This is a genomic window from Mesorhizobium sp. M0139, from assembly GCF_040322455.1.
Lineage (GTDB): Bacteria > Pseudomonadota > Alphaproteobacteria > Rhizobiales > Rhizobiaceae > Mesorhizobium.
On the sequence record NZ_JAMYTN010000009.1, the window covers coordinates 104,451 to 126,770 of the forward strand.

Annotated in this window: 26 protein-coding genes; 16 read left to right on the forward strand and 10 right to left on the reverse strand. The window is 62.5% G+C overall.

From position 1 onward, the window contains the following. Positions 1 to 53: 53 nt before the first annotated feature. The 5 genes from NKJ58_RS17080 to NKJ58_RS17100 form a co-directional block, all read right to left on the reverse strand. Complete coding sequence (locus tag NKJ58_RS17080; protein WP_023681983.1) at positions 54 to 791, reverse strand: CpaD family pilus assembly protein; 738 nt, start codon at positions 789 to 791, stop codon at positions 54 to 56. A gap of 14 nt (positions 792 to 805) precedes the next feature. After that, positions 806 to 2,338, reverse strand: a complete 1,533-nt coding sequence (locus tag NKJ58_RS17085; protein WP_023681984.1) for a type II and III secretion system protein family protein — start codon at positions 2,336 to 2,338, stop codon at positions 806 to 808. Further along, positions 2,335 to 3,147: a Flp pilus assembly protein CpaB gene (cpaB, locus tag NKJ58_RS17090; protein WP_023681985.1), complete on the reverse strand. Its 813-nt coding sequence runs from the start codon at positions 3,145 to 3,147 to the stop codon at positions 2,335 to 2,337. The genes NKJ58_RS17085 and cpaB overlap by 4 nt, the downstream gene beginning before the upstream one ends. A gap of 205 nt (positions 3,148 to 3,352) precedes the next feature. Then, complete coding sequence (locus tag NKJ58_RS17095; protein WP_023681986.1) at positions 3,353 to 3,871, reverse strand: A24 family peptidase; 519 nt, start codon at positions 3,869 to 3,871, stop codon at positions 3,353 to 3,355. Between the two features lie 149 nt (positions 3,872 to 4,020). Further along, positions 4,021 to 4,191, reverse strand: a complete 171-nt coding sequence (locus tag NKJ58_RS17100) for a Flp family type IVb pilin (protein WP_023681987.1) — start codon at positions 4,189 to 4,191, stop codon at positions 4,021 to 4,023. Positions 4,192 to 4,538: 347 nt separating this feature from the next. Here NKJ58_RS17100 and NKJ58_RS17105 point away from each other — a divergent pair, with 347 nt between their 5' ends. From NKJ58_RS17105 to NKJ58_RS17115, 3 genes are all read left to right on the forward strand, one after another. After that, a complete protein-coding gene (locus tag NKJ58_RS17105; protein ID WP_023681988.1) occupies positions 4,539 to 4,961 on the forward strand; it encodes a pilus assembly protein N-terminal domain-containing protein in 423 nt (140 codons plus the stop codon). A 153-nt stretch (positions 4,962 to 5,114) separates the two neighbouring features. Further along, positions 5,115 to 5,732 carry a TadE/TadG family type IV pilus assembly protein gene (locus NKJ58_RS17110; protein ID WP_050587454.1) on the forward strand — a complete coding sequence of 206 codons (618 nt, stop codon included), beginning with the start codon at positions 5,115 to 5,117 and terminating at the stop codon, positions 5,730 to 5,732. 57 nt (positions 5,733 to 5,789) lie between these two features. Beyond that, on the forward strand, positions 5,790 to 6,398 hold the full coding sequence (locus NKJ58_RS17115) for a TadE/TadG family type IV pilus assembly protein (RefSeq protein WP_245260268.1): 609 nt from the start codon (positions 5,790 to 5,792) through the stop codon (positions 6,396 to 6,398). Between the two features lie 28 nt (positions 6,399 to 6,426). Here the strand turns inward: NKJ58_RS17115 and NKJ58_RS17120 are convergent, their stop codons facing one another. Next, a complete protein-coding gene (locus NKJ58_RS17120; RefSeq protein WP_352518528.1) occupies positions 6,427 to 7,380 on the reverse strand; it encodes a PhnD/SsuA/transferrin family substrate-binding protein in 954 nt (317 codons plus the stop codon). Between the two features lie 175 nt (positions 7,381 to 7,555). Here NKJ58_RS17120 and NKJ58_RS17125 point away from each other — a divergent pair, with 175 nt between their 5' ends. The 4 genes from NKJ58_RS17125 (at position 7,556) to rpsT (ending at position 10,917) form a co-directional block, all read left to right on the forward strand. After that, a complete protein-coding gene (locus NKJ58_RS17125) occupies positions 7,556 to 8,794 on the forward strand; it encodes a phosphopentomutase (protein WP_023681992.1) in 1,239 nt (412 codons plus the stop codon). Then, on the forward strand, positions 8,787 to 9,677 hold the full coding sequence (gene mutM, locus NKJ58_RS17130; RefSeq protein ID WP_023681993.1) for a bifunctional DNA-formamidopyrimidine glycosylase/DNA-(apurinic or apyrimidinic site) lyase: 891 nt from the start codon (positions 8,787 to 8,789) through the stop codon (positions 9,675 to 9,677). Before NKJ58_RS17125 ends, mutM begins: the two co-directional genes overlap by 8 nt. A gap of 40 nt (positions 9,678 to 9,717) precedes the next feature. Then, on the forward strand, positions 9,718 to 10,491 hold the full coding sequence (locus NKJ58_RS17135) for an enoyl-CoA hydratase (protein ID WP_023681994.1): 774 nt from the start codon (positions 9,718 to 9,720) through the stop codon (positions 10,489 to 10,491). Between the two features lie 159 nt (positions 10,492 to 10,650). Then, positions 10,651 to 10,917: a 30S ribosomal protein S20 gene (rpsT, locus tag NKJ58_RS17140; protein WP_023681995.1), complete on the forward strand. Its 267-nt coding sequence runs from the start codon at positions 10,651 to 10,653 to the stop codon at positions 10,915 to 10,917. Between the two features lie 26 nt (positions 10,918 to 10,943). Here the strand turns inward: rpsT and NKJ58_RS17145 are convergent, their stop codons facing one another. Next, positions 10,944 to 11,195, reverse strand: a complete 252-nt coding sequence (locus NKJ58_RS17145; protein WP_155929715.1) for a hypothetical protein — start codon at positions 11,193 to 11,195, stop codon at positions 10,944 to 10,946. A gap of 569 nt (positions 11,196 to 11,764) precedes the next feature. On the opposite strand from NKJ58_RS17145, the gene dnaA reads away from it, so the two are divergent. The 7 genes from dnaA (at position 11,765) to NKJ58_RS17180 (ending at position 18,853) form a co-directional block, all read left to right on the forward strand. Further along, on the forward strand, positions 11,765 to 13,309 hold the full coding sequence (dnaA, locus tag NKJ58_RS17150; protein ID WP_352518529.1) for a chromosomal replication initiator protein DnaA: 1,545 nt from the start codon (positions 11,765 to 11,767) through the stop codon (positions 13,307 to 13,309). 277 nt (positions 13,310 to 13,586) lie between these two features. Beyond that, the gene (gene dnaN, locus NKJ58_RS17155) at positions 13,587 to 14,705 is read left to right on the forward strand and encodes a DNA polymerase III subunit beta (protein WP_352521655.1); all 1,119 of its coding nucleotides are present in this window, start codon (positions 13,587 to 13,589) and stop codon (positions 14,703 to 14,705) included. Between the two features lie 62 nt (positions 14,706 to 14,767). After that, positions 14,768 to 15,913 (forward strand): DNA replication/repair protein RecF, encoded by a 1,146-nt coding sequence (gene recF / locus NKJ58_RS17160; protein ID WP_352853516.1) that lies wholly within the window; start codon positions 14,768 to 14,770, stop codon positions 15,911 to 15,913. Between the two features lie 31 nt (positions 15,914 to 15,944). Beyond that, complete coding sequence (locus NKJ58_RS17165) at positions 15,945 to 16,700, forward strand: molybdopterin-synthase adenylyltransferase MoeB (RefSeq protein ID WP_023681998.1); 756 nt, start codon at positions 15,945 to 15,947, stop codon at positions 16,698 to 16,700. 4 nt (positions 16,701 to 16,704) lie between these two features. Further along, positions 16,705 to 17,193, forward strand: a complete 489-nt coding sequence (locus NKJ58_RS17170) for a GNAT family N-acetyltransferase (protein WP_023755156.1) — start codon at positions 16,705 to 16,707, stop codon at positions 17,191 to 17,193. Continuing rightward, complete coding sequence (locus NKJ58_RS17175) at positions 17,190 to 18,443, forward strand: aconitase X (RefSeq protein WP_023682000.1); 1,254 nt, start codon at positions 17,190 to 17,192, stop codon at positions 18,441 to 18,443. The genes NKJ58_RS17170 and NKJ58_RS17175 overlap by 4 nt, the downstream gene beginning before the upstream one ends. After that, positions 18,440 to 18,853, forward strand: a complete 414-nt coding sequence (locus NKJ58_RS17180; protein ID WP_352853518.1) for an aconitase X swivel domain-containing protein — start codon at positions 18,440 to 18,442, stop codon at positions 18,851 to 18,853. Before NKJ58_RS17175 ends, NKJ58_RS17180 begins: the two co-directional genes overlap by 4 nt. A 12-nt stretch (positions 18,854 to 18,865) precedes the next feature. Here the strand turns inward: NKJ58_RS17180 and NKJ58_RS17185 are convergent, their stop codons facing one another. Beyond that, positions 18,866 to 19,867 carry a 2-hydroxyacid dehydrogenase gene (locus tag NKJ58_RS17185; RefSeq protein WP_023703476.1) on the reverse strand — a complete coding sequence of 334 codons (1,002 nt, stop codon included), beginning with the start codon at positions 19,865 to 19,867 and terminating at the stop codon, positions 18,866 to 18,868. Positions 19,868 to 20,024: 157 nt separating this feature from the next. Here NKJ58_RS17185 and NKJ58_RS17190 point away from each other — a divergent pair, with 157 nt between their 5' ends. Continuing rightward, complete coding sequence (locus tag NKJ58_RS17190) at positions 20,025 to 20,582, forward strand: SH3 domain-containing protein (protein ID WP_023703477.1); 558 nt, start codon at positions 20,025 to 20,027, stop codon at positions 20,580 to 20,582. A 13-nt stretch (positions 20,583 to 20,595) separates the two neighbouring features. Here NKJ58_RS17190 and NKJ58_RS17195 read toward each other — a convergent pair whose 3' ends face one another. Further along, positions 20,596 to 20,955 carry a DUF4260 domain-containing protein gene (locus NKJ58_RS17195; protein ID WP_023703478.1) on the reverse strand — a complete coding sequence of 120 codons (360 nt, stop codon included), beginning with the start codon at positions 20,953 to 20,955 and terminating at the stop codon, positions 20,596 to 20,598. A 10-nt stretch (positions 20,956 to 20,965) separates the two neighbouring features. Then, positions 20,966 to 21,397, reverse strand: coding sequence for an iron response transcriptional regulator IrrA (gene irrA, locus NKJ58_RS17200; protein ID WP_031193300.1), 432 nt, complete (start codon positions 21,395 to 21,397; stop codon positions 20,966 to 20,968). 344 nt (positions 21,398 to 21,741) lie between these two features. Here irrA and fabA point away from each other — a divergent pair, with 344 nt between their 5' ends. Further along, a complete protein-coding gene (fabA, locus tag NKJ58_RS17205; protein ID WP_023818820.1) occupies positions 21,742 to 22,257 on the forward strand; it encodes a 3-hydroxyacyl-[acyl-carrier-protein] dehydratase FabA in 516 nt (171 codons plus the stop codon). The last annotated feature ends 63 nt before the right edge of the window (positions 22,258 to 22,320 follow it).

A 22,320-nucleotide genomic window follows, 5' to 3' on the forward strand; every position in this document is an offset into this window, starting at 1 on the left:
GTCATGCTCTTTTCCGTGACTTCTCTTCCGGTCTCTACGCGGGACCGGCGCTCCTAGTACGTCACTTCCGAATTGCCGAGGAACTCGTCCGAAATACCTCTGCCGCGGTAGACGTCGATCACCGCGCCGCGGTTCTCGGCGTCGATGTCGGACGACTTTCTTGGCCCGAGCAGATCGGTCGGATTGGCGAGTTGCGCGGCGAGGTTGTTTTGAGACGAGCAGCCGTAATCGGCGTAGTGCTTGTTTTCGGAGGTTTCGAGGATGTCTTCGGGCCAGCGCCCGCATTTGTCGGTCTGGGCTCTCACCGAAATATAGGAAACGCGGATAGGCGCCGACGCTTCCGGGGAAACCGACTGGTAGGAGGTCACCACGATCCGGTTTAGCTTGATGCCGCTGGCAACCGCCAGCCTTGCGAAATCGCGCGCCGCGGCAGTCGCCGCGACCTCATTAGCCGAGCCGATCGGGGTTGCGATCGTCAGCGCCGGGGCAGCGCTCTTGTCGTAACCGTCGAGGAAGCCCAGAAGCGTGTCGCGCTGCGAGCCGGTCATGCCGCGATCGCCGGCGCCGACCGGGAGGTCGAGCTTCTGGTTCTTCTCAGCAATTACGATCGGATGCGTGGTGCGATAATCATCGGGAATCGCCCCAACCGTGATGCTGTCGCGCTTAGCGCAACCGGCAAGCGAGGCGGCGATCGCGACCGCCAGGATCGGCATTGCCGATCGGCGGATCCGGCCACGGCCAGACCATGCCGTTGCGGCAATCGCCAGTACCTTTGATGCTGACTGAGACATGTCCGCTTCCCCGCTTACTTGTAGATGAAGCCGACAACGCCGTGGTAGCGGCCGTTGGGCTTGTCGGTCTGCATGGTGCCGTAGACGCGGTTGACGCGGCCAAGGAACATGGCCGGACCATCGCCGGCGGCATTGAAATTGTCGTCCGGCTTAGCCAGGTCGTTGCGCGCCACCGGCCGAGCCAGATAAGGCGTGATGATGATGACCAGTTCAGTTTCATTGCGGACGAAATCGCGGCTGCGGAATAGCGTGCCGAGCACCGGGATCTTGGTCAGGCCGGGCAAGCCCGATACAGCCTGGCGGACGTCGTCGCGAACGAGGCCGGCAATCATCATCGAACCGCCCGACGGCAATTCGACGGTGGTGTCGGCAAGTCTCTTGCGGATCGACAGAAGCGTCAGGCCGGGCAAGCTGCCGCCGCCTTCCAGGGTGGTAGCACCTTCCGAGGTCGGCTCCGAAACCGATGTTCTGACCTTGAGGCTGATCCGACCCGCCGACAGCACAACGGGCTGGAACTCGAGGCCTATGCCGTATTCCAGCTTTTCGTTGGTGTAGGTGACCTGGCCGGTCTGGTTGTCGGTCGAAACGTTGTTCGTACGTGCCGTGATGAGATTGAATTCGCCGCCGACCCTGAACGTTGCCTTCTCGCCCGAAACCGCGGTGAGGGTCGGTTCTGCAAGCGTCTTCATGACGCCGCTTTGCTCCATGGCATTGATGTAGGCTTTGAGGCCACTGCCGCCCAAGTTAAAGCCTGAATTCTGCGAAAGCGGCTTTCCCAAACCGTAGTTGGGCGAACTCAGCGCACCGTAAGCGATGCCGTCCATGCTGCCGCTGCCAACCATGTTGACGCCGAGCTGCTTCATCACCGAGCGGCTGACTTCGGCCACGGTCACCTTCAGCGTCACCTGGTCGTCGCCGATGATCTGTAGCAGGTTGACGATCTTCGAGACCCGGCGTTCGGCATCCGGGTTGTTGATGTCGACGCCGCCATTGGCATTGCCGCCGGCCGCGGTCTGCGAATACTGGCCCGTCGTCGCTTCACCTCCGGACACGAAGATGGTTGCCAGATCGACGGCGCGCTTGGCATCGAGCGGCGTATCCACCGTCCCGGTCAGGACGACGTTGTCGTTCAGCAATTCGACCTTGATCTCGGCATTCGGAAGGAAGCGCTTGAGGTAGTCTTCCAATCCGGCGACGTCGCGTTCGACGGCCAGATCCAGGCTGGCAATCTGCTCGCCATTGGGACCGAAGACGAAGATGTTGGTTTCGCCCACCGACTTGCCGAACAGATAGATGCGCCTTGCGGTGCGGGTCACCGCATCGGCGACCGCGGGATTGGCGACAAGGATGTCGTAGGCGTCGCTCGGCAGATCGATGACGACCGATTTGTTGAGGCCGAGCTTGACACGTTGCGTGGCGGTCGAGGCCGTGACCCCGACGCTCTTTCCGGCGGCCTTGGCGTCGCCGAGGCCACTTGCATGGGCTCCGAGGAAAAGCAGGCCGACGGCTGCAGCCATGGTGACCGGCAGTTTAGCGACTAACCTCATTTCCTTGCCCCTACTTCGGAAACTTCGCCCGATTTGATCAACCGCACCGTTCCGCGCCGCCCACTGCCGGAAACGAGGTAGTCGGCTTCATCGGTACCCTTTTCCTTGTTGTCGGTGATCGAGCGCAGCGCCAGCGTCAGGCGATCGGCCATCTGCTGGGCGACGGTTATGATCTCGGCCTGCTGCGGCGTCAGCTCCAGCGTCGCCGTCTGTCCGACCCTGGTCTTCTTGCCTTCCTCGTCCTCCTGGATGGTCTGATCGATCGCCAGGACGCGGATGTTCTTGAGGATGGTCTCGGTGGTGAATCCGCTGCCGCCGTTGCCGGTGTCGGATCTGCGGGTCATGATGACGTCGACAAAATCGTTGGGCAGGATGAACCCGCCTGCCGACGTGTCAGCCGAGATCGCGGTGGCGACGGCACGCATGCCGGTGGGCAGGATCGAAGACATGAAGCTTTGCCCCTCGCCGATCAGCTTGGAGCGCCGCAGCGGCTCACCGGTGTACATCGCCATGCGGGCGACGGAGCCCTTCAGTTTCTCCCGCGCTTCGGGTTCGGCGGCACGGGTGATGAAATTCGCATTGATGCCATCGGACGGCCAGGACTCCCAGCTGAGATTGTTCTCAAGTGGGCTGCCCATCGGCACGTCGCCGGAAAGCACGAGCACATCCTGCAAGGCAATGGCCGGCGCCTGCGGGGCATCGGCGACGACCTGCTGGGGCGGGACCGCCACCATATTCTTGGCAACATAACCTGCACCACCCGCCGCAGCCACCGCCACGCCCAGAATAATCAGTCGGGATGCTGGCATCTGTCCGAACCCTCGCCTTTAGGCAACCACCTAGCCAGGCCGGACTTTGCAGCGGCAATCGTCAAAACAAGGTTAATGCAATGCTTACGATCGTGATTAATTTAAGGTTTACATAAATTGGACGGACCCGTGCTCCGACGACAGAAAGGGCGACCAGCGGCCTCTTTTCAGACCGATGTCGGAGCGGCAAAGGTTGCTTGCTGCTTCAGTTCGCCAGCTTTGCCAGTGCCCAAACCATCAGGGGTGAATCCGGATAGGTCAGCAGCCCGCCAATGCCGAGTGCAATGCCGTAGGGAACGCCAGTCGTGTCGTCGGCGAAATGGCGCAGGAATACATTGTGGCTGGTGTAAATCGCCAGCGGCGATTTCCGGTAGAGAAGGATGGCGAGCGTCAGCAGTCCGCCGATGAACGTCGATATCACGAGATACTCGACAACGTGAATGTTGAACCCCATCCAGACGGCGGTGCCGGCGAGCAGCTTGGCGTCGCCGCCACCCATGCCGCCGAGTGCAAACAGACCGAACGTCACGGCCAGCACTAGGGCGCCGGCGGCGAAATGCCAGCCATAGGTTGCCCAGTCCATGGCCGTCAGCGGCGCAACCAGCGCAAACACCGCCAGCAGCAGCACCGGTACGCGGTTGGCGATCGTCATCGACAGCATGTCGGAGATCGCGGCGAAGAGCATGCAAAAAGGAAAGATGACGAAGATCAACGCTTCGAGCATGGGCGCGACACCCTGTTGCCAACTGTGTCCAGCCTCAGCCTAGACATATATGATTAACGATCGATGAGACTGGGTTACTCAAAACCGCCCGACGCGATGAAATAAGGGCCGCCAGTCAGGCGGCCCCTATCTCTAAGGCAACCAGGGTATTACGAACCACTCACCTTACCGGCGATGGCGATGAACTTGTTGTTCAGGGCGTTGCCGAGCTGACCAGCGCCAAAAATGATGGCAAGCGCGATGAGAGCGGCGATCAGACCGTATTCGATAGCGGTCGCGCCGGATTCGTCCTTCGCGAAACGTGCGATGAGATTAGACATTCGAGAGCTCCTACTCCACGTGTTACAGCACTTCCGTCAACTTCTGTGGTGGTTGATCGGATGCTGCCAATCTACGGAGAAGCTCTTTCAATCGGCTTAATAAACAGCCTTACCGATTCCTTTCCCGCTTCGAACAGCTTGCGTGGTTAACCGTAAACTAAACGCTGGACAGTAGCTCGCCTGCCCGTGAAGAGCTGTAATTTCACGGCTATCGGCAGGATGCATTGTTACATTAGCTGGCAGCAGGATTGGTGCGAATACCCCGGCGCCGGTCAAGGGTTTAACCGTTGGTTCACCAATCTCCTTCATGTTTCTTTGAACAAGTTTTGCCGCTGTGGAGCGCCTTGATGACTGCCATGAAATCGTCATTCCTGCTTGTCGCGCTTCTCGCCGTCCCGGCTTTTGTGCTGCCGGCCAAGGCCGGAGCCGGCATCGAAGTGACGATGAATCAGGCCAAGATCGTCAAACTGACACGCCCCGCCGACACCATAGTCGTCGGCAATCCGGCGATTGCCGACGCCTCCGTCCAGGATGCATCGACGATCGTACTGACTGGCAAGGGGTTCGGCGTCACCAATCTGGTTGTCCTCGACCACGATGGCAGCCCGATCGTCGACGAGCAGGTGACCGTGGTGCGCCAGGACGCGTCGTCCGTGCGTATCTACAGGCGCGCCTCGGTACAGACCATGTCCTGCACGCCCTATTGCGAAAGCTCGTACAAGAGCGACTCGGAAAAGTCGTCCGAAGCCGAGATGAGCGCTGGGCAGTAAGCGCCTCAGTTGGCTCGATTGTCTCGGGAAAGCCGCGTCGGTTAGCGGCCGGTTAATGTCGCCTGGTCGAATTTAACGGTCATTCAAACCGGAGCTAAATGGGTTCTTGATAGTGGTGCTGACGGTACCGCATCAGGATCGCAGGAACGGGATATGGGCGACGTTTTGGACGAGGATTCAGAACGCGAGATCTGCAAGGCCAAGGCAGGGCGCGTGACGTTTGCCCCTCATTTCCTTCGTGATCGGCGCGGCAGCACGGCGATAGAATTCGCGATGCTTGCGCTACCGTTTGCGGCTCTCGTCTTCGCCATCCTCGAGAGCTGCGTTTCATTTGCCGGACAGGAGGTGATGGCCAACATCACCGATGATATCGCCCGTCAGTTGCGTACTGGCCAGTTGAGGCAAGCGGATGTGACGGAAGAGAAGCTGAAGGGCTTGGTCTGCGCCAGACTCGAGATCATTGTCGCGAAGGGTTGCCCCGGTTTGCTGGTGGATCTGCGCCCGTTCAAGACCTTTGCCGGGGCAGCCAGTGCGGGTTTCACGATTTCCGGCTCGACCATCACGCTGACGGGCAAGGATCCGGATACAGGCAAGGACCCGGCTTTCGGGACCCCTACAATAGGTCCGGCAGAATCAAAGAACATGCTGCGGGTCTTTTACCCTTGGCCGGTCATGACCGATTTCATGGCTCAATACATGTCGAATATGGATGGCGGCAAGACTCTGCATTACGCGACGACAACGTGGCAAAACGAGCCATTCGACAACTGAAATTGCACGTGTAAGCAAAAGGAAAAGTGCATGTTTCGTGCGGGGGCACATCCGGGGATGTCGGTTAGCTGGAAGAGAGCGGAGCGGTTTTTTTCCGATCGGCGCGGCATAGCGGCCGTCGAGTTTGCCCTCATCGTGCCTGTCTTGCTGATCATGTATTTCATTACGATGGAGGCCTCGCAAGCCATCGAGGCCAGCAAGAAGGTCAGCCGCATCAGCTCCATGGTTGCCGACCTCGTCACGCAGCAAACGTCGGTGGTCAACGCAGATCTCACCGACATCATGAAGATCGGCAACTCCAGCCTTCAGCCTTACAACCGCTCGGTCGCCAATATCTCCATTACGGCAATCGACATCAGAACCGACCCGAACAATCCGATACCGCAAGCAAAGGTGGCGTGGTCCTGGAGCGTGCTGGATGGGAAGACTGGCCGCGACTCCAACCCGACAACTTCCACCACCGTTCCGGCGACGCTCAATGTTGCGGGGACTTTCCTCATTCGTGTCAAAACCACTCTAGCATACCAACCGATCATCTCCTGGTCGGAAGGCTCCGAAAAGCCGCTCGGATTTATCTCGGCCTTCAACGAAGGCAAGATAACGATGAGCGAAACCTACTATCTCAGGCCGCGCCGGACCACGTCGATCCCCTGCAGCGATTGCTGAAGCAGCTCTGGCCCATCCGACCCCGGCTTTATTGCGCGCCGCTGTCGGTGCTGCCCGACACCAGGCGCACGATGGAATCGGCCATCGCATAGTCACTCGCAGCGGCGAGCGTGAACCCTCCCGAATGTTTCGATTCCACGAAATCGTAGACTTCCGGCGACTGCGATCTGAGATTGGTGAGGAAGACGGTCAGTCGGCTTTTGGCTTCGGGGTCGAGATCGCTGCGGACGGCGTGAGGGCCGTATCTGAGCACGCCGGAGGTCCAGATGATCTGGAGCGCGGCTTCTGGAATGCCCGCCGCCTCCAGTCGCGCCGCCGTGCCGTCCGGATCAGCCGGCTGATCGCCAGCAATCGCCGTCCGGTTTTCCGCCGTGGCCCGCTCCCAGCCGAACAAGGCATCGGCCTGGCCATCGACCAGCATCGCTTCTGCGGCGGCAGCCGAGCCGGCATGAGCGAGGAATGGCGCATCCTGGCTGATCTTGATGCCGTCGGCCGCCAGCCCGGCGAGCGGTAGAAGCGAACCGCCGACATTGTCGGAAGGCGCCATGGCGATGCGGTGCGTTTCCAGGGCCGCGAGATCGGAAAGCCTGCCGTCGCGCGTCAAAAGCACGGAGCGGATGCCCGTGGCACCGTCGGCATCGACCGGCGCCACAAGAGGTTCGACGCAGCCGCAGCGCTCCGAGGCGGTGGCGTAGGCGGTCGCCGAATAGACCGCGTACTGAATCCGGCCATTGGCCTGTGCCTCTATCAGCGCCGCATAGTCATGCGCGACGACGAATTCCACCTTCATGCCGAGCGCCCTGCCGTAGGCGTCAGTCAGCATGGCCAGACCCGGAACCGTGTTGCCGGCGCCCGGCTCGGCAACGATGCCGATCCGAAACGTGCCGATCTGGTCGCGCCAGTCGGCGTGCGCGGCGAGCTGCGAGGCCAGCAGCGCTACAGTGGTCGCCAGTGCACTCCAACCCAGGTCAGCCCGTCTCATCGATCCATGCCCCGCACGCCGTTCCTTGAAGCGCATCGCATGTCTCAAGGATGCGTACAGCGCGCCTGCCCGACTTCGCGACCATCGCGTCAGGCCGTTGCCGCCTGGTTTACGATTTGCCAATGCCGCGACGGGACCTTATGTCTGGTCAACCAGACTGGCAATGACGGCACCGATGGCACGCGCTTTCCTCTTCGTTCTCGATTCTTTCGGCATTGGCGGCGCCGCCGATGCCGAACCCTATGGCGACGCCGGCTCGAACACATTCGGACATATCGCGCTGGCCTGCGCGGAAGCCCGCGCCGATCGCGAGGGCCTGCGCGAGGGACCGCTGAAGGTGCCCACCATGGTTTCGCTCGGTCTCGGCCGCGCAGCAGAAACCGCAACCGGCTTCCAATTCGACAGCAAAGCCGCTGTTTCAGCCTCCGCTTTCCACGGCGCCGCGCAGGAGATTTCGAGCGGCAAGGATACGCCGTCGGGTCACTGGGAAATCGCCGGGCTGCCCGTGCGGTTCGACTGGGGCTATTTCCCCGATAAGGTGCCCACCTTCCCTGCCGAACTGACCGAAGCGATGATCCGCGAGGGTAAGGTGCCGGGCATTCTCGGCAACTGCCATGCGCCCGGCACGGAGATCATCGAGCGCTTCGGCGAGGAGCATATCCGCACTGGCCAGCCGATCTGCTACACCTCGGTCGATTCCGTCCTGCAGATAGCAGCGCACGAAGTTCATTTCGGCCTGGAGCGGCTCTACGAGTTCTGCAAGACGGTACGCCGGCTGGTCGATCCGCTGAAGATCGGACGGGTGATCGCACGGCCTTTCCTGGGCGAAACATCGGCCACCTTCGAGCGCACCTACAACCGCCATGACTACGCCGTGCCGCCGCCTGAGCCGACGCTGCTCGACCGCTTGACCGGGCGCGGCAGCCGGGTGATCGCGGTCGGCAAGATCGGCGACATCTTCGCCCATCGCGGTATCTCGGAAGTACGCAAGGCGCCCGGCAACATGGCAATGTTCGACAAGGCGCTGGGTGCGATGGACGATGCCGGCGACGGCGACCTGGTGTTCGCCAATTTCGTCGACTTCGACACCGATTTCGGCCATCGCCGCGACGTCGCCGGCTATGCTGCAGCGCTCGAAGCCTTCGACCGCCGGCTGCCCGAGGCACTGGCAAAGCTGAAGCCGGGCGATCTGCTCATCCTCACCGCCGACCATGGCAACGATCCGACATGGCGAGGCACCGACCACACGCGCGAACGCGTCCCGGTCATCGGCACCGCACCGGGTCTCACGGGCGGCGACATCGGGCTCAGGACCACCTTCGCCGATATCGGCGAGACGGTCGCCGAACACCTCAAGCTGGCGCGCGGCCGCCACGGCGCTTCCTTCCATGCGGCGATAGGCGGCCATGCCTGAACTGCCCGAGGTCGAAACCGTCCGGCGCGGCCTGCAGCCGGTTCTGGAAAGCGCGCGGATCGTACGCGTCGAGGCGCGCCGGCCCGATCTCAGATTTCCGTTTCCGGCGAAATTTGCGCAGCGGCTGACCGGCAAGACGGTCATCGCGCTTGGCCGCCGCGCCAAATATCTCACCATACACCTGGACGATGGCCCGGTGATGATCTGCCATCTCGGCATGTCGGGCTCGTTCCGCATCGAGACCGCCGATGAGAAAGAGACGCCCGGCACGTTCCATCAAGAGCGCTCGAGGAATGCCAAGCACGACCATGTGGTGTTCCATGTCGTGTCGCCTGTCGGCGTCCAGTCTCGCGTGGTCTTCAACGACCCGCGTCGGTTCGGCTTCATGCTGTTTGCGGAAGGCCTGGCCGAGGCGCATCCGATGCTCGCGGGACTGGGCGTCGAGCCGACCGGCAATGCGCTGGAAGGCGCCCTGCTCGCCTCTCTGCTGAAGGGCCGCAGATCGCCGTTGAAGGCGGCGCTGCTCGACCAGAAGCTGATTGCCGGGCTCGGCAATATCTATGTGTCGGAAGCGCTGTGGCGCGCCGGCCTTTCGCCATTGCGCGAGGCAGGCACCATCGCCGGGACCAGCAAGAAGGCCAAGGAACAGAGCGAACGACTGGCCGAGGCAATCCGTTCGGTGATCGCCGATGCGATCGCCGCCGGCGGGTCTTCGCTGCGCGACTATGTGCACACAGACGGGTCGCTGGGCTATTTCCAGCATTCCTTCGCGGTCTACGATCGCGAAGGCGAGCCCTGTCCGACGCCCGGCTGTCGCGGCCACATCGAGCGCATCGTGCAAAGCGGCCGCTCGACCTTTTATTGCCGGACCTGCCAGCGGTAAGCTAGACGGTCCTTCAGTGCCGCAACCAGGAGGCCAGCCCATGAGCTATGAAACCATCATCGTCGAGACGCGCGGCAAGGTCGGCCTGATCACGTTGAACCGGCCTAAGGCGCTCAACGCGCTGAACGCGCAGGTGCTGGCGGATTTGCTGACGGCGGCAAAGGGGTTCGACGCCGATCCCGGCATCGGCGCCATGGTCATCACCGGTTCCGAGAAGGCTTTTGCGGCGGGCGCCGACATCAAGGAAATGCAGGCCGTCACCTACGCGGAGGCCTATGTGCAGGATTTCTTCGTCGGCTGGGAAGAGTTTACCCGTGCGCGCAAGCCGATGATCGCCGCTGTCGCGGGCTATGCGCTGGGCGGCGGCTGCGAACTGGCGATGATGTGCGATTTCATCATTGCCGCCGACACGGCCAAGTTCGGCCAACCCGAAATCACGCTTGGCGTCATTCCCGGCATGGGCGGCTCGCAACGGCTGACCCGCTTTGTCGGCAAGTCGAAGGCCATGGACATGTGCCTGACCGGTCGGATGATGGATGCCGCCGAAGCCGAGCGCAGCGGCCTGGCCTCGCGCGTCGTGCCGGCCGGCGAGTTGATCGAGGAGGCGATGAAGGCCGCGGCCAGGATATCAGAGTTTTCACTGCCATCGGTGATGATGGCCAAGGAGGCAGTCAACCGCGCCTACGAGACGACGCTGGCGGAGGGACTGCGCTTCGAACGCCGGCTGTTCCACTCGCTGTTTGCGCTCGACGACCAGAAGGAAGGGATGGCAGCCTTTGCCGAGAAGCGGAAGCCGAATTTCACCAATCGCTAGAGTGGCGGCGGCGGGGACCAAAAAGAAGCCAAAGCGGCGTTGACGCGCCGGAAAAGCTGAACTATAAGCCGCTCCAACCGAGGCGGCCGTTGGCTGCCCGTTTGTTTTTTGCGCCCTGCGGCATCCCGCATGCGCCCACCAGATCAGAAGAGAGGCATCATGGCCAATACCTCCTCGGCCAAAAAGGCAACGCGCAAGATCGCCCGCCGCGCAGCGATCAACAAGAACCGCCGCTCGCGCGTGCGTACATATGTCCGCCAGGTCGAAGAGGCACTGGCTGCCGGCGACAAGGCAGCCGCGCTGGAAGCCTTCAAGACCGCAGAGCCGGAATTGATGCGCGCCGCGACCAAGGGCGTGATCCATAAGAATACGGCATCGCGCAAGGTGTCGCGTCTGGCTCACCGCCTCAAGGTGCTGTCGGCCTGATTGACCGTTCCTGAACTGTCGTTCTTTCAAACCCGGCCAATCGTGCCGGGTTTTTTCGTTTGCCGGCAAGCACTTAAAAAGAACGGCCGCAAAGCACGCCCGAGCCGCATTCCAGAGTCTGGAATGCTTTGCCGGCACATACACTCCCACTGATATTCCAATCCGCCGAAACGGCCCACGCCAATAAATTTGGCTGTCACAAATTGCTGATATTTTTCAACGACTTGCTGGAAGTGATCCACAGCTTGTTCACATCGCCTGTGGGCGATAGGCAGCAAGTTGGTGTCAAGCGAATTATTTCAGAAAATTTCAAACCGCACAGCCATTTTCATATTCGCGGCAAAAGGGTTTGAATCCCAATGGCTTTGTCAAAATATGCGCTTCCAGCACGGAGCCCGAACCGTTGTTCACTAACCAGATTCCTTAAAAATCCGTTAGAGGTGGCCTTGCCCTATCCACAGCGATTTCGGTAATGTCGGTCTATCGAAAGGGACGGGCCATTAGCCCTTAACCCAGCCTGAATCGGCCAGCTAACAGTGGCAGAATTCATGACGTGGATCAATTCCGCGAACGGGTATGGCTTGCCTTTTCGATACGATAGGGGACTGGCGTAATTGTACATGGCAGCTTGATGGCGCACCGGCGTTTTCGCCGGGTAGCACCGCTTTGCCCGAACATGTCAGACGGACTGGCTTTAAGCAGCCGGGACCCATCCCATTCTGACGAGGCAACGTCATCCGCCGGCGGCGGCGGTGGTGTTGTAGCGAAGATACGGTCGCCGGAAACATGGGTGCAGGAGGCGCACTCCCGGCGGAAAAAAGGTACAAAGGAAAAGGGACGCACAATCATGCAGAGCGGCATCGAGCGGGAGCTTACGGGCGACCTGCCATTTCCCGGAACATTGGTCGGAGCGCACGATATGGCGGCTTCCAGCGACGCGGAACAGAAGTTCGACCGGGTCAAGGCCCAGTTGAAGGCGCGCCTGGGAACCGAGGTCTATTCGAGCTGGTTCGGCCGTATGAAGGTGGCTGAGGCTTCCCGGGGCATTGTACGCATCTCGGTGCCCACGGCCTTCCTGCGCTCGTGGATCAATGGCCATTATCTCGATCTCATCGCCGATCTGTGGAAGCACGAGGATCCCGAAATCCTCAAGATCGAGATGGTCGTGCGCACCGCGACCCGTCCTGCCCGCAATGGCGTCGAACCCGAGGCCGTGCCGGCGCGCAAGATGACCAAGCATACGCAGACCGCATTGGCGGCCGGCACGGTCGGCCCCGGCAGGGTGGAGCGGGCGCCCGCCCCTCGTCCCGGCACGCCGATCGAGGGCGAATTCCGGCACAATGTGCTGGGGTCGCCGCTCGACCCGCGCTACACGTTCGGCTCCTTCATCGAAGGCCCGTCGAACCGGGTGGCTTTCGCCGCAGCCAAAGCCGTGGCGGAATCGCAGTCGAGCGCGGTGCGCTTCAACCCGCTGTTCCTTCATGCGACCGTCGGGCTCGGCAAGACGCACCTTTTGCAGGCGATTGCGGCCGAATCCCTGAAACAGAACCCGAAATCGCGCGTCGTCTATCTGACGGCCGAATATTTCATGTGGCGCTTCGCCACCGCGATCCGCGACAACAATGCGCTGACGCTGAAGGAACAGCTGCGCGACATCGACCTCTTGATCATCGACGACATGCAGTTCCTGCAGGGCAAGTCGATCCAGCACGAATTCTGCCATCTCATCAACATGCTGCTCGACAGCGCCAAGCAAGTGGTGGTTGCCGCTGACAGGCCGCCGTCGGAACTGGAATCGCTGGAACCGCGGGTGCGCTCGCGCCTCAATGGCGGTGTCGCGCTGGAAATGTCGGCGCCGGACTTCGCCATGCGCATAGGCATGCTCAAACTTCGGCTTGCCACCGCCAAGGTTGACGATGCATCGCTCAATATTTCGGAGGAGATCCTCAACCATGTCGCCCGCACGGTGACCGGCAGCGGTCGTGAGCTGGAGGGCGCGTTCAACCAACTGCTGTTTCGTCAGTCGTTCGAGCCGGCGATCACCATCGACCGCATCGACGAGATCCTGGGGCACATCTATCGCTCTGGCGAGCCGAAGCGGGTGCGCATCGAGGACATCCAGCGCATCGTGGCGCGCCACTACAATGTGTCGAAGACCGAGTTGCTGTCCAACCGGCGCACGCGCACCATCGTGAAGCCCAGGCAGGTCGCCATGTACCTGTCGAAGGTATTGACGCCGCGCTCGCTGCCGGAGATCGGCCGGCGGTTCGGCGGGCGCGACCACACCACGGTGCTGCATGCGGTGCGCAAGATCGAGGACCTTTCCGGCGTCGACAACACGCTGGCGCAGGAACTGGAACTGTTGCGCAGGCTGATCAACGACCAAGCCTGATCGGCGCGGCAAACGGTCGTCGCGCTTTAAATTTTCTTGTTTTGATGCATGTCGTTGTCCCAAAACCGCTGCGCAGTTTTCGGCGACATGCATCGGTTGCCGGCCAACGTCCGCTTTATCCCCAGAAAGCCCGCTTAACCGGCGCGAACCGGTGGCCCGGACTTGCGTTTGCTGGCTTTTTCCTGTCAGTTTGCATAGATTCTGAGCCTGTTCAGACCTTTCGCGGGGCGCCGCCCACTGGTGACCCGTCCATTCATTCAAGCGAGCCTGTTTCGTCATGCGTGTTATCCTGGAACGGTCCAATCTCCTGAAGTCGCTCAACCACGTTCATCGCGTGGTCGAGCGGCGCAATACCATACCGATCCTGTCGAACGTGCTGCTCAGCGCCGAGGGCGCCAGCCTTGAAATGAAAGCCACCGACCTCGACCTCGAAGTGACCGAAGCGACGCCGGCAAAGGTCGAGCGCGGCGGGGCGACGACGGTTCCGGCGCACCTGCTCTACGACATCGTGCGCAAGCTGGCCGACGGCGCCGAAGTGATGCTGAAGACCGACGAGGACGGCAACGCCATGACGGTAACGTCGGGCCGCTCGAGCTTTCGCCTGCAATGCCTGCCGCAGTCCGATTTCCCGGAGCTTTCGGCGGGATCCTTCTCACACATCTTCCGGCTCGATTCCGTCGCCCTGAGAGGCCTTATCGAAAAGACCCAGTTCGCCATCTCCACCGAAGAGACGCGCTACTATCTCAACGGCATCTACCTGCACACGCATGAAACTGGCGGCAAGCTGAAGCTGCGTTCGGTGGCGACCGACGGCCACCGCCTGGCGCGCGCCGAGATCGACGCTCCGGCCGGGTCCGAAGGCATGCCGGGCATCATCATTCCGCGCAAGACGGTCAGCGAATTGCAGAAGCTGGTCGACGATCCCGATGTCGCGGTGACCACCGAATTGTCCGACACCAAGATCCGCTTCACCATCGGCAGCGTGGTTCTGACCTCGAAGCTGATCGACGGCACTTTCCCGGACTACCAGCGCGTCATTCCGACCGGCAACGACAAGAAGCTGATCATCGACCGCCAGAGCTTCGCCGCCGCCGTCGATCGCGTCTCGACCATTTCCTCCGAGCGCGGCCGCGCGGTGAAGCTTTCGATCTCCGAAGGCCAGGTGACGCTTGCCGTCAACAATCCGGATTCGGGCAGCGCCACCGAGGAACTGGCCGCTGATTACTCCTCAGACCCGATCGAGATCGGCTTCAACGCCAAATATCTGCTCGACGTCGCTGCTCAACTGACCGGCACGGAAGCCAAGTTCATGCTGGCCGATGCCGGTTCGCCGACGCTGATCCACGACATGGCCGATGAGACCGCGCTCTACGTGCTGATGCCGATGCGGGTGTAGCAGCCGCACTGCGGCACACTGCAGCATAATTGATTGCGGCGACTTCTACAGGCGGATAGCGGTTGCCGGAACAAAGTCACATAAGGAAGCTAACACTTACGAATTTCCGCAACTATGCGGCGCTGTCGATCGGCTTTTCCCCCGGCCCTGTGGTGTTTTCCGGCGACAATGGCGCCGGCAAGACCAATCTTCTGGAAGCCATCTCCCTGCTGACGCCGGGCCGCGGCCTGCGCCGTGCGCCCTATGTCGACGTGGCCCGCGAAGGCGGCGATGGCGGCTTTGCGCTCCACGCAAGGCTCGACGGGCCGGAGGGACAGGTCGAGATCGGCACCGGCATCACCGGGGGTGAAGCGGCCGGCGAGGGCGGTCGCAAGGTGCGCATCAATGGCGCGCCGGCACGGTCGGCAGACGCCATGCTGGAATGGCTGCGCGTCGTCTGGCTGACGCCGGCCATGGACGGCCTGTTCCCCGGACCTGCCGCCGACCGGCGGCGCTTTCTCGACCGGCTGGTTTTGGCTGTCGATCCCGGCCACGGCCAGCGTGCGCTCGATTACGAGAAGGCGATGCGCGGACGTAACCGCTTGCTTACGGAAGGCTCGCGCGATGGCGCCTGGTTCGACGCCATCGAGATGCAGATGGCCGAAACCGGCGTGGCGATCGCGGCTGCGCGCGCCGAACTGGTACGCCTGCTTACCGCCATGATCGACAGGCTGCCTTCCAGCGGGCCGTTTCCGCAGGCCGACATCAGCCTCTTCGGCGACCTTGAAAGCCATGTCGCCTCAGCACCCGCCGTGGATGTCGAGCAACGCTATCGCGACGCCCTTGCCGACGGCCGCGAGCGCGACCGCGCCGCCGGACGCACGCTCGACGGCCCGCACCGTTCGGATCTACTGGTGCGCCACCGCCCCAAGGCGATGCCGGCCGAACTCTGCTCGACCGGAGAGCAGAAGGCGCTGCTGGTCGGCATCGTGTTGTCGCACGCAAGGCTGACCGGCGAGATGTCGGCGATGACGCCGATCCTGTTGCTCGACGAGATTGCCGCGCATCTCGATGCCGGCCGGCGCGCCGCGCTGTTCTCGATCCTGGAGGAGCTGAACTGCCAGGCCTTCATGACCGGAACCGACGCCGCGCTGTTTTCCAGCCTGAGGGGACGCGCGCAGTTCCTCACCGTCGACCACGGCACGGTTGGGCCAACCGAAGAGACCTGACAAGCTTTTTGCTCCGCTATATGGTCCGGCAATGACCCCTGCCGCCCTCACCGACGAAGAGCTCGAACGCTATGCCCGCCACATCGTGCTGCCCGAGATCGGCGGCGCCGGCCAGCAGAGGCTGAAGCGGGCGCGGGTACTGGTGATCGGCGCCGGCGGCCTCGGCGCGCCGGTGCTGGAATATCTCGCTGCCGCCGGCGTCGGCACGCTTGGAATCGTCGACGACGATATTGTCTCGCTGTCCAATCTGCAGCGGCAAGTGATCCACGCCACCCATACGGTCGGCACGGCGAAGACCGAGAGCGCCAAAGCAGCGATCGCCCGGATCAATCCCCATGTCGCGGTGGAATTGCACGATTTCAGGCTGACGGCCGACAATGCTGCCGTTCTCGTCGCGCGCTACGACGTGGTCGTCGACGGCTCCGACAATTTCGAGACGCGCTATGTGGTGGCGGATGCCTGCGCGGCGGAAAAGCGGCCGCTCGTGCATGCCGCCGTCGGCCGCTTCGACGGCTCGGTGACGGTGTTGATGCCGTTCGGGACCGGCGCCGACGGCAGACCGAACCCTGGATATCGCGACCTCTTTCCTGAAGCGCCGCCGGAAGGACTGGTGCCGTCCTGCGCGGTGGCCGGGGTCGTCGGTGCGCTGACCGGCGTCATCGGCACCTTGCAGGCAATGGAAGCCATCAAGCTGATCACCGGTATCGGCGAACCACTGGTCGGCCGGCTGCTGCTCTACGATGCGCTGTCGGCGCGCTTCGACACGATCCGCTACAAGAGAAGCTGACCGCATGGATCAGCCTGCCAGTGTTTTGGTCACGCAGTTCGCCCCCGGCTTCGACCGCTGGGACGAACTGCTCAGCCTGATCATGCGCGCCTTTGCACCGATGGACGGCGTCATCGACCCGCCCTCCTCTGCGCATCTGCTGTGCGTCGAAAGCCTGAGGGACAAGGCTGGGCGGGAAACGGTGTTCGTGGCTCTGCAGGGCGGCCAGATCGCAGGCTGCGTTTTTGCGCTGGAGAGACCCGATGATTTCTATATCGGCAAGTTCGCCGTCGAACTCGGGCTTCAGGGCCAAGGCATCGGCAGACGATTGATGCAGGCTGTCGAGGACCTTGCCCGCAACCGCAACAAACCCGCCATCGAACTGCAGACGCGGGTCGAGCTCACGGCAAATCACGCAACCTTTGCGCGTCTCGGCTTCCGCGAAACCGCGCGCACGGCGCATGACGGTTATGACCGGCCGACCTCGATCACCATGCGCAAGGAGTTCGCGTGAGCCTCGCCCTCAGCGCACAGGAGCAGACAATCGCCTCCGGCCATGACGGGGCGGCGATGGCGATGCGCATCGTTGCCGAAAGCGCTGCGCTGCTCGGCGCGCCGCGACTGATCCCGATCGCCTCGACGCATATAGACGGCGCGCTCTATCACGGCGATTCCGGCACGCTGTTTGCCGAAAGGCTGGTCGATGGCGGCGCCAGGGTCGCGGTGCGCTCGACGCTCAATGTCGGCGCGCTCGATCTGATGGGCTGCTCGCGCGTGCGCCTCGAAGAGCCGGCGCGCGGCATGGCGCGACGAATGATGGAGGCCTACCGCAAACTTGGCTGCGAGCAGAGCTGGACCTGCGCGCCCTATCAGGCCGGCCACAGGCCAGCGCTTGGCAGCGATGTCGCCTGGGGTGAATCGAACGCGGTGGTGTTCTGCAATTCGGTGCTGGGGGCACGCACCAACCGCTATGGCGACTTCCTCGACATCGCCTGCGCCATATCGGGCCGCGCGCCGGATTACGGCCTGCATCGCCCCGAGAACCGGCAGGCACGGCTGGTGTTCGATGTGTCCGGCCTCTCCGCCTCGTTCCTTGGTTCGGAGATCGCCTGGCCGGTGCTGGGCAACCTCTACGGCCGTGAGGTCGGCAACGCGGTCGGCGTCGTCACCGGCATATCCAGCCATCCCGGCGAGGATGCGCTGAAGGCCTTCGGCGCGGCGGCGGCATCGTCGGGCGCCGTCGGCCTGTTCCATATCGCTGGGGTAACGCCAGAAGCGCCCGACGCCGAGACCATCCTGGTGGGCGGCAGGCCGGAAACGATGATCCGCGTAACGCCGGAGATGGCCATGAAGGCCCGCGCCGGCCTGTCCACCGCAGCCACGCAGACCGCCATCGATGCCGTGGCGATCGGCAGTCCGCATCTGTCTTTGGCCGAATTCGATGCACTTGAGCGGCTGATTGGCGGGCGGCGGCTCAGCGTGCCGATTTACGCCTGCACCGGCCGCCACGTGCTCACCAGGCTGGAGCAGAACGGCAAGCGCAAGATGCTCGAAGCCAGCGGCGTCATCATCGTCGCCGACACCTGCGTGGTGGTGACGCCGATCCTGCCGAATCTGGCCGGCGGCGTGCTGATGACCAATTCGGGAAAATTCGCGCACTACGCGCCGGGCAATACCGGTTACGCCGTGCTTTACGGCTCGCTGGCCGACTGCGTGGAAAGCGCGGTTGCCGGTAAGCCCAGGTTTACGGATATCGCCGCATGAGCGCCGTCGCTGAAATCCTGGTGCCGGGCAGCGGAGGCGAAGGGCTGGCCTTGGTGCTGATGGCGCCGATCAGCTTCTGGGGCGGCGTCGATCCGAAGAGCGGCCGCATCGCCGATGTCCGTCACCCGCAGCATGGCGAGACCATTTCCGGGCGTGTGCTGTTCCTGCCCGGCACGATCGGCTCGTCCTCAGCGTCAGCCGTGCTGATGGAACTCGTCCACAATGGCCATGTGCCGACGGCACTCGTGCTGCACGAGCCGGACGCGATCCTGCTGCTTGGCTTGATTGTGGCCAGGGAAATGGGCTGGCCGACGCCGGTAGCGCTCAGGCTCAGGCGCGACGCTTTTGAGGCCTATCGCGGCAAGCGTGTGAGTGTCGCGGCGGATGGCGCCCTCACAACCGCATCCTGAACGCGGCCCGCTTCAAGTCCGTAGCGGCAGCACGCGGTCCGGCGGCCGGTGGCCGTCGAAGAAGGCGCGGATGTTGATGATCACCTTCTCGCCCATGTCGATGCGGCCCTCGATCGTCGCAGAACCCATATGCGGCAAAAGCACGACTTTGTTCTTGGCGGCAAGCTTCAGCAGTTTCGAGTTCAGCGCCGGTTCGTGCTCGTAGACGTCGAGGCCGGCGCCGGCGATCTTGCCGTCCTGGATCAGCTTGACCAGCGCTTCCTCGTCGATGATGTCGCCGCGCGCGGTGTTGACCACATAGGCGGTGGGCTGAAGCAGAGCTAGGCGCCGCGCCGAAAGCAGATGAAAGGTCGCCGGCGTCGACGGGCAGTTGATCGAGATGATGTCCATGCGGGCAAGCATCTGGTCGAGGCTTTCCCAATAGGTCGCCTCCAGCCCTTCCTCGACCGCCGGCAGCACGCGATGGCGGTTATGGTAGTGGATCGACAGGCCGAAAGCCTTGGCGCGCCTCGCAACCGCAGTGCCGATGCGGCCCATGCCGACGATACCGAGGCGCTTGCCCCAGATGCGCCGGCCGAGCATCCAGGTCGGCGACCAACCGGCCCATTTCTTGTCGCTGGTGAGCACATTGGCGCCTTCGGCCAGCCGCCGCGGCCCGGCCAGCATCAGCGCCATGGTCATGTCGGCCGTATCTTCGGTCAGCACGTTCGGCGTGTTGGTGACGGTAATGCCTTTCTTGGCCGCCGCCGCCACATCGATCTTGTCGACGCCATTGCCGAAATTGGCGATCAGCTTGAGATTGTCGCCGGCCTGGGCAATCAGCGCCGCATCGATCTGGTCGGTGATGGTCGGCACCAGCACATCGGCTTCCTTGATCGCCGCGACCAGCTCCGGCTGCGTCATCGGGCGGTCCTCGACATTCAGCCTGGCGTCGAAGAGTTCGCGCATGCGGGTCTCGACCGGATCGGGCAGCTTGCGCGTGATGACGACGAGAGGCCGTTTTTTGCCTGCCATTGTTTCCTCGAACCCGATCTCGTTGAGACCTCTTTAACCAAGACAGGCGAAACTGAATACCGGTCGCGGTGCCTGCCACTCCTGTAACAAGCGGTGCCGCCGAAGACAAAGAAAAAGGGGCGCCCGGGCCAAAGGGCACGCGCCGAAAGGAATGAAAGTGTCTGGTTTCGCGTCGCTTCGCCTGATCCTCAGCGCAGCGCTTCTCGGCGCTCTCCTGCATTTCCCGCAAGCCGCGGCGCAAGGTGCCGCCGCACCTGTGCAGACGGTCACGCTCGGGCCGAGCGGCCTGCCGCTGCCGCGTTTCGTCAGCCTGAAATCGGCTCGCGTCAACTCGCGCGTTGGGCCCGGCGCCAACTATTCCGTCGACTGGATGTACACAAAGGCCGGCCTGCCTATGGAGATCATCCAGGAATTCGATACCTGGCGGCGCGTGCGCGATGCCGATGGCTCGGAGGGTTGGATCAACCAGTCGCTGCTGTCGGGCCGCCGGACCGCGATCGTCGCCCCCTGGCAGCGCACCAAGGGGGGCCGAATCAATCTGCTCGACGATGCCGACAAGGACGCCAGCGTCATCGCCATCATCGAGCCGGGCGTTACGGGCACGATCAAAACCTGCGATGGCCAGTGGTGCGAAATGACCTTCGACGGCCACACCGGCTGGATCGCCCAGTCGCAGGTGTGGGGCGCCTATCCCGGCGAGCACGTCAAGAATTGAGATTGCTGGAGGCCTAACGGCCGATACGGCCGAGATGGGTGTCCCGAAAACCGGCCGACAGTTTGAGACCGTAGCCGAGCGCGCGGTCGACGGCGATGTGGATGATCCAGATCAGACCAATCGCGGTCGCCGTCGAATTGGCCAGAACATATCCGGCGAGCGCCAGCAACAGCGGGACGATCAATATGTGCAAGGCATTGTAAGCGACAGCGCCGATCCGTGCCCCGGCGAGATAGCCCAGCATCGACAGGTCTGGCGCCAGGATAAGCAGGGCGAACAGCCACCAGGAAACGCCTGACGCGGCATAGGCGACTATAGCCACGACCGCGACCGCAACCCATTCGAGCCGGATTGCAAAATCGACAGGTTTCACGGGTTGGGGCTTAAACGCTGCGTTTCGGGCGCAGCCTCACCACGATGTCGACATTGGCGATCTCCATACCTGCGGGTGGCTCCGGCAGGTTGGAGACGGTCACCGGACCGCTTTCTATATCGAAGATCCTGTTTTCGCCTTCGATGTAAAAATGATGGTGATCGGAGGTGTTGGTGTCGAAATAGGTCTTGGACCCCTCGACCGCCAGGATGCGCAGCAGGCCGGCCTGGGTGAACTGGTGAAGCGCGTTGTAGACGGTGGCGAGCGAGACCGGCACGCCGGCGGCGACCGCCTCTTCATGCAGTTCCTCGGCCGAAAGGTGGCGGTCGCCCTTGGCAAACAGCAGATCGGCCAGCGCAATGCGTTGGCGTGTCGGCCTGAGGCCGGCTTCGCGAACCCGCTTGTCCACAGCGACATTTTCCTTCCGGCCGCCCAGATCCATCTATCCGTCCAAGCCCACAGTTCTGCCTCAAGACACGCCCAGAGTGGCGAAAAAACGTCATCGGCCGAAACTGGGCACCTCCCGACATATATTCTGTTGGCCGAATACGATCAATAGAGCGACGTGCGGCCAGTTGGACGCACCAAATGCGCTCTATCACTTTTGGCTAGCATCGTGCTTTCTGGAAATCGGAATCGATTTCCAGGCCGATGCGAGAGCGCGCATTGACCCGGGCAGACGGGCGGGTTAAGCGCAAACGCCGGTTTCCGGCCCGAATGGGATTGTGTTAGGAAACCAACGACAAGGGCGCCCCACCGCCCGGGACGATTATGGGGACGAGACATATGGCGGGTTCGAAATCCAGCTACGGTTATGAGGAATTGCTCGCCTGCGCCCGCGGCGAGCTGTTCGGGCCCGGCAACGCCCAGCTGCCCTACCCGCCCATGCTGATGTTCGACCGCATCACCGAGATCAGCGAGACCGGCGGCGCCTACGACAAGGGCTTCATCCGTGCCGAATTCGACATCAAGCCGGACCTGTGGTTCTTCGACTGCCATTTCATCGGCAATCCGATCATGCCGGGGTGCCTGGGCCTTGACGCCATGTGGCAATTGACGGGTTTTTACCTCGGCTGGCTCGGCGAGCCGGGCAAGGGCATGGCGCTGTCGACCGGCGAGGTCAAGTTCAAGGGCATGGTGACGCCTTCGGTCAAGAAGGTGGAATACGGCATCGATTTCAAGCGCGTCATGCGTGGACGCCTGGTGCTCGGTATCGCCGATGGCTGGCTTAAGGCCGACGGCGAACCCATATACGCTGCGACAGACCTCAAGGTGGGGCTGTCCAAGCAATCGGCCGCCTGACCGGCGCCACTGCAGCGGCGCGTTCTTCCGAGACGCAACGCCGCTGCGGCATTTTGATTTTGC

Excerpts from the sequence above, each read along its gene's own strand:
- NKJ58_RS17080 (WP_023681983.1), bottom strand. The coding sequence starts at position 791 with ATGTCTCAGTCAGCATCAAAGGTACTGGCGATTGCCGCAACGGCATGG.
- NKJ58_RS17085 (WP_023681984.1), bottom strand. The coding sequence starts at position 2,338 with ATGAGGTTAGTCGCTAAACTGCCGGTCACCATGGCTGCAGCCGTCGGC.
- cpaB (WP_023681985.1), bottom strand. The coding sequence starts at position 3,147 with ATGCCAGCATCCCGACTGATTATTCTGGGCGTGGCGGTGGCTGCGGCG.
- NKJ58_RS17095 (WP_023681986.1), bottom strand. The coding sequence starts at position 3,871 with ATGCTCGAAGCGTTGATCTTCGTCATCTTTCCTTTTTGCATGCTCTTC.
- NKJ58_RS17100 (WP_023681987.1), bottom strand. The coding sequence starts at position 4,191 with ATGTCTAATCTCATCGCACGTTTCGCGAAGGACGAATCCGGCGCGACC.
- NKJ58_RS17105 (WP_023681988.1), top strand. The coding sequence starts at position 4,539 with ATGACTGCCATGAAATCGTCATTCCTGCTTGTCGCGCTTCTCGCCGTC.
- NKJ58_RS17110 (WP_050587454.1), top strand. The coding sequence starts at position 5,115 with ATGGGCGACGTTTTGGACGAGGATTCAGAACGCGAGATCTGCAAGGCC.
- NKJ58_RS17115 (WP_245260268.1), top strand. The coding sequence starts at position 5,790 with ATGTCGGTTAGCTGGAAGAGAGCGGAGCGGTTTTTTTCCGATCGGCGC.
- NKJ58_RS17120 (WP_352518528.1), bottom strand. The coding sequence starts at position 7,380 with ATGAGACGGGCTGACCTGGGTTGGAGTGCACTGGCGACCACTGTAGCG.
- NKJ58_RS17125 (WP_023681992.1), top strand. The coding sequence starts at position 7,556 with ATGGCACGCGCTTTCCTCTTCGTTCTCGATTCTTTCGGCATTGGCGGC.
- mutM (WP_023681993.1), top strand. The coding sequence starts at position 8,787 with ATGCCTGAACTGCCCGAGGTCGAAACCGTCCGGCGCGGCCTGCAGCCG.
- NKJ58_RS17135 (WP_023681994.1), top strand. The coding sequence starts at position 9,718 with ATGAGCTATGAAACCATCATCGTCGAGACGCGCGGCAAGGTCGGCCTG.
- rpsT (WP_023681995.1), top strand. The coding sequence starts at position 10,651 with ATGGCCAATACCTCCTCGGCCAAAAAGGCAACGCGCAAGATCGCCCGC.
- dnaA (WP_352518529.1), top strand. The coding sequence starts at position 11,765 with ATGCAGAGCGGCATCGAGCGGGAGCTTACGGGCGACCTGCCATTTCCC.
- dnaN (WP_352521655.1), top strand. The coding sequence starts at position 13,587 with ATGCGTGTTATCCTGGAACGGTCCAATCTCCTGAAGTCGCTCAACCAC.
- NKJ58_RS17165 (WP_023681998.1), top strand. The coding sequence starts at position 15,945 with ATGACCCCTGCCGCCCTCACCGACGAAGAGCTCGAACGCTATGCCCGC.
- NKJ58_RS17170 (WP_023755156.1), top strand. The coding sequence starts at position 16,705 with ATGGATCAGCCTGCCAGTGTTTTGGTCACGCAGTTCGCCCCCGGCTTC.
- NKJ58_RS17180 (WP_352853518.1), top strand. The coding sequence starts at position 18,440 with ATGAGCGCCGTCGCTGAAATCCTGGTGCCGGGCAGCGGAGGCGAAGGG.
- NKJ58_RS17185 (WP_023703476.1), bottom strand. The coding sequence starts at position 19,867 with ATGGCAGGCAAAAAACGGCCTCTCGTCGTCATCACGCGCAAGCTGCCC.
- irrA (WP_031193300.1), bottom strand. The coding sequence starts at position 21,397 with ATGGATCTGGGCGGCCGGAAGGAAAATGTCGCTGTGGACAAGCGGGTT.
- fabA (WP_023818820.1), top strand. The coding sequence starts at position 21,742 with ATGGCGGGTTCGAAATCCAGCTACGGTTATGAGGAATTGCTCGCCTGC.